Annotated in this window: 4 protein-coding genes; all 4 read right to left on the bottom strand. The window is 48.9% G+C overall.

The annotated features are described in order from the left end of the window. Window positions 1-927: 927 nt before the first annotated feature. The gene (locus NZM04_02365) at window positions 928-1,788 is read right to left on the bottom strand and encodes an RHS repeat-associated core domain-containing protein (GenBank protein MCS7062885.1); all 861 of its coding nucleotides are present in this window, start codon (window positions 1,786-1,788) and stop codon (window positions 928-930) included. Between the two features lie 240 nt (window positions 1,789-2,028). Continuing rightward, window positions 2,029-2,244, bottom strand: a complete 216-nt coding sequence (locus tag NZM04_02360; GenBank protein MCS7062884.1) for a hypothetical protein — start codon at window positions 2,242-2,244, stop codon at window positions 2,029-2,031. Window positions 2,245-2,352: 108 nt separating this feature from the next. Next, window positions 2,353-2,724, bottom strand: coding sequence for a hypothetical protein (locus tag NZM04_02355; GenBank protein MCS7062883.1), 372 nt, complete (start codon window positions 2,722-2,724; stop codon window positions 2,353-2,355). Window positions 2,725-2,762: 38 nt separating this feature from the next. After that, window positions 2,763-3,623: hypothetical protein (locus NZM04_02350; GenBank protein ID MCS7062882.1), on the bottom strand; the 861-nt coding region annotated here is incomplete at its 5' end.

Raw genomic sequence — 3,623 nt, 5'->3', positions numbered from 1 at the left:
CAATCCCATGATCTTGCCCCGGTCGTTACACTCGCCGTCATCCTGCTCGCCAGCCGTATTAGTCCCGCATCCATCCGGGCTCGCAGGTTTCATCAGCCTTTCGCGGTGAATGGAGATGGCGAAGGCAGCGCATTGGCTTCCTGCTCGTAGCCCGTATGAAGTCCGCCATGCACGCGTCTGGCAGGGTTTTTGCTGCAGCATGAATGGATTGGCCACACCCACGCCTCAATCTGTGTTAGCTAACATCGCAACTTATTTTAGCACGATTACTTCTCTACAACGTCCCATTTCCTTTCTCTCTCAATCACTGAATTCATGTCTAAATTTTATATCCCATTTTTTCTCACGCCACCGCATTCCACCGAAACTAGCCACGAGCCTACGCCGCCCTTTTCACTACTTCCCTTTTTCCCTTTCCATCGGAAGTATCATCGAAGATCTGAGCCCATCTGATACTCAACACAAAAAATAGCGTAATAAGACCGATTATAATAATCTGAACGCAGAAGAAAATTATATTCGCTAAATTACTACCTCCAGGCTGTAAAACCGATACTGTAGGGTTACTAGGATCGTAATGAACGGTGATTTCTTGCTCCAGTCTCAATTGAGCAACTAGTTCATCTATATCTCGTTTACTCCATCCGTGCCGACGACTAAATGAAATCTGGTTACCACGGTATTCACGCCCGTCGATTACGTAACTATATTCCAAACTGTAAGACTTTGAAGACGGACGCGTGAATCGGCTTTCTTCTATAACACGAATTAAAGTCCCAGAAGTTGTCGGCCATTGGGAACTCCTCAACGTTTTGCCGATGTCTTCTGCAACATTATATGCACTCATAAGCAAAAACATGATCAACATGATTAGGACTATACGCCAAATGAGATTGCCCCAAATGAGTTTGCGTTTACTCATACAGCTTATTTATGCATTCCTTTTGACGATCCTGATGACGTATTGAAGCTGGTTGATAGTGTTGATATAGGATCGAGCCTAGGCTTGATCCATTGCAAATATCCAGCGTCTGCAGCCCCATCAATAGCGATTGACGTGCTTTCTCGATAAACATTTGCCCCTATGATCTTACCAAGCGTCGTCGTAGAGACAGCAGAAGTCGTGCCATTCGCTAATTTTGTCATTTGAGTATCGGCAACATGTGCCCACGATCCATTTCCTGCATTTAATCCTGGGATTTTGAACACAGGAGCTGGAATCATTGCTGTTGTCGTTCCAATGATTGTTGTGACGGTTAACTCCGATGGGTTAAATGGCTCGTTACTAAGTGATTGTGAAGTGATATTACCTGCTGCTGCTCCAGAACCTCCGGCTATCGCCATTCCCACTAATGATGTTCCACCGGACGCAGTAATCACTGCTCCAGTTACAGCCCCGCCAACAAAGGCTCCAGCATAATCATCTAATCCACTCATCTTTCCTCTAAATGCATCACTAATCAATTGACTGCCTATCCCCACAAGGCCACCAACTCCTGCTCCGATAAGAACGTGAAGAAATCTCCCCTCCGGATCCACGGCATTCACCGGATCGTTATTCGCGTAACTGTAGAGGCTCATATCTGAGGCATGGCCGAGGGGATCGGCGGAGAGGAAGCGCGCGGTGGGATAATGATACAGCCTTGCGCCCATGTGAATCACATCGCCTTCGGTGCGATACCCTCGCCAGCCGCTGGCTTCATGCAAACCCACACCCTCCCCAAGCCGCTTCTTTACTGCTTCGCGCGAGGGGCCGTAACCCAGATAACGTGTCTCTTTCCACGTCATCACGTTGTTATAAACATACCCTACGCTGTGTCCATACGCATCCTGCACGTTGCCCCGCGCAATCGTGCTCCCTCCCGACCCGCCTCCGTAAACGCACCGGTCATCCTAAATCAAATGTGCGTTAGTTACGCTGTTATTTAATAATAGTAAATAATTTATCTACTACGTCCCCTCGTCCCTACGTCCCCTCGTCCTCGAAAGTAGCGAACGACAATACTCGTATCGAGCAGACCCCGCTTATCACCAGTCGGCATTGATCCTCTCCGCCTCCGCCTTCACAGCTCGCTCGAACTCCTCGCCATCCTCGCCTGTCATGCAGCCCGCCGTGGCCAACAAGGCTCCTCGACGACGTTCGTGGCTCTTCGGATTAAGGCCGTGAACGTAGCTGGCCACTTCCACCAACTTCGGTGGCTGTAATTCGCGCAGATCACGGACAATGGATTCTATAACCGTCATACGACAATCAACGTAAACGAGCTCAATATAATGACAAGCACCATGTGGCGCTGTCAGGGGGCCAAGAGCAGGCAGCCCACAGAGCGAGCCGATCGGGAGCGTAGATCATTACATCATCCCAGAGCACACCATCGCAACAACTGTCTCAGCCCCTTCGTCCCAAACCACCACCTTGACTGTCCCATTGATCTTCTCTCCAATGGCATAAACTCCACTGATATCGGCGGGTGCACGGAGATTAGTTTTGCCGATCTCAAAGGTCATTCCATCTTCTATCCGGTTCCATGTGGTGTAGCGTGATGTTCCTTTCTTGAAGGCCTCAAAGTCGACCTTCGGAAGCTTCGCAAAGACAGCATAGTAGTTACCACCCTCATTTTCCACCGTTTTAATGATGACCAGACTAGACGGAACAGGCATGCCCCAGACAGCGTCGAAACGAGCCATCCCAGAATTCGATCGTGAGCACGAAACTGAACCCATAAGAACAAGCATCAAGATACCAAAGACTAGACTGTGATTCATTTGTTTTGCTCTACTTTCAGATTATACGTCTCGGAAAGATTTCCACTAATATGGAAATCAGCAGGATTACCTCGTGCTCCTGCTATCCAGCCAGGTATCACCTCTCTAGTGACGTTCTCGAACCAGTTGTATCGAGGGTTCCAGTGAAAGTTCCAATCGGCATGTAGCGAGTAATTGACGGTAACATCAATAGAGACTTCGCGGTAGCGACTTCCAGAAATAAACGAGTGCCATCGCTCTTTCCAAGGCCCCGCATTCCAAGTTGCATTATACTCTAGCGAGAGACCGTAGCTGCCCAAGGTTTTTGAATTCAATTGTCCTACAAAACTCCCAGGGGCCGATTGGATAGCACCGGTAGTTTGGTTCTTCGGAACATTCTCAAGTTTATCACGAATTTTCATGGCAACCCAACCATCGTGAGACTTTACTCTGTTTTGATAAGAAGAATCTGCACGCATCTCGGCATAAAGCCCATATCCTGCAGGAATGGTTCCTCCTGCCCCGCTCCGATAATGAGAAAGCGCATCACTAAAGCCGTTGATCTGTGACTTAACCGATGGCGAAGCAAATAAATCATAATAATCATACGAACTTGAGTAAGAACCACCTGAACTCTCGTAGAAACTACTTCCCCCACCACTCACCGGCGCCAGCATCGTCTGCAAGCCGCTGGGCTGGGTGTAACTACTACTGCCAGAGAGTCCGGGCGTCATCAATCCTGTAAACCCGCTCACTCCGCTTGTCAACCCGCTCGAATGCCGTCCCGTCGGATCCACGCCATTCACCGGATCATTATTCGCATAACTGTAAAGACTCATATCCGAGGCATGCCCCAAAGGATCAGCCTGCAAGAACCT

It is taken from the genome of Candidatus Methylacidiphilales bacterium (genome assembly GCA_025056655.1).
Lineage (GTDB): Bacteria > Verrucomicrobiota > Verrucomicrobiia > Methylacidiphilales > JANWVL01 > JANWVL01.
Note: the sequence above shows the minus strand (reverse complement) of the source record. Positions and strands in the feature narration are given on the sequence as shown.

Bases quoted from the DNA above. Each gene is read 5' to 3' on its own strand.
- NZM04_02365 (MCS7062885.1), bottom strand. From the start codon at position 1,788: ATGACGTGGAAAGAGACACGTTATCTGGGTTACGGCCCCTCGCGCGAA.
- NZM04_02360 (MCS7062884.1), bottom strand. From the start codon at position 2,244: ATGACGGTTATAGAATCCATTGTCCGTGATCTGCGCGAATTACAGCCA.
- NZM04_02355 (MCS7062883.1), bottom strand. From the start codon at position 2,724: ATGGGTTCAGTTTCGTGCTCACGATCGAATTCTGGGATGGCTCGTTTC.